At 60.9% G+C, this 1,266-nt stretch carries 1 protein-coding gene; it reads left to right on the plus strand.

All coding sequences use genetic code 11. The annotated features are described in order from the left end of the window. Positions 1-1,266, plus strand: a 1,266-nt coding sequence (ptsG, locus tag ADK28_RS02540) for a PTS glucose transporter subunit IIBC (RefSeq protein ID WP_048794796.1), incomplete at both ends; no start/stop codon positions are given.

Raw genomic sequence — 1,266 nt, forward strand, 5'->3', positions numbered from 1 at the left:
TTCGGTCTTCGCCAATATGCCGCTGATTTTCGCCATCGGCGTCGCTCTGGGCTTCACCAACAACGACGGCGTTTCCGCGCTGGCGGCGGTGGTGGCCTACGGCATCATGGTGAAAACCATGGCGGTGGTTGCGCCGCTGGTGCTGCACCTGCCGGCTGAAGAGATTGCGGCCAAACACCTGGCGGATACCGGCGTGCTCGGGGGGATTATCTCCGGCGCCATCGCGGCCTATATGTTCAACCGCTTCTTCCGCATTCAACTGCCGGAATACCTGGGCTTCTTTGCCGGTAAGCGTTTCGTGCCGATCATTTCCGGTCTGGCGGCGATCGTTCTGGGCGTAGTGCTGTCCTTCATCTGGCCGCCGATCGGTACGGCTATCCAGACCTTCTCGCAGTGGGCGGCTTATCAGAACCCGGTCGTGGCCTTCGGCATTTACGGCGTGGTTGAGCGTGCTCTGGTGCCGTTCGGTCTGCACCACATCTGGAACGTGCCGTTCCAAATGCAAATCGGTGAATTCACCAACGCGGCGGGCCAGGTGTTCCACGGCGACATCCCTCGCTACATGGCGGGCGACCCGACCGCGGGCAAACTGTCCGGCGGCTTCCTGTTCAAAATGTACGGTCTGCCTGCTGCGGCCATCGCCATCTGGCACTCGGCCAAGCCGGAAAACCGCGCGAAAGTCGGCGGCATCATGATCTCCGCCGCGCTGACCTCGTTCCTGACCGGTATCACCGAGCCGATCGAGTTCTCCTTCATGTTCGTTGCGCCGATCCTGTACGTGATCCACGCTATCCTGGCCGGCCTGGCGTTCCCAATCTGCATCCTGTTGGGCATGCGTGACGGCACCAGCTTCTCGCACGGCCTGATCGACTTTATCGTACTGAGCGGCAACAGCAGCAAAATCTGGCTGTTCCCAATCGTCGGCATCGTCTACGGTCTGGTGTACTACACCATCTTCCGCGTGCTGATCGCCAAGCTGGATCTGAAAACTCCGGGCCGTGAAGACACCGCTGCCGAGCAGACTGCGCAGGGCGGTTCCGAAATGTCCGCGGCGCTGGTTCAGGCCTTCGGCGGTAAAGAAAACATCACTAACCTGGATGCTTGTATCACCCGTCTGCGCGTCAGCGTGGCCGACGTGTCCAAAGTCGACCAGGCGGGCCTGAAGAAACTGGGCGCAGCCGGCGTAGTCGTCGCTGGCTCCGGCGTGCAGGCCATCTTCGGCACCAAGTCCGACAACCTGAAAACCGATATGGACGAATACATCCG

Origin of the sequence: Serratia sp. 506_PEND (assembly GCF_001076875.1) — a bacterium.
Taxonomy (GTDB): Bacteria; Pseudomonadota; Gammaproteobacteria; order Enterobacterales; family Enterobacteriaceae; genus Serratia; species Serratia marcescens.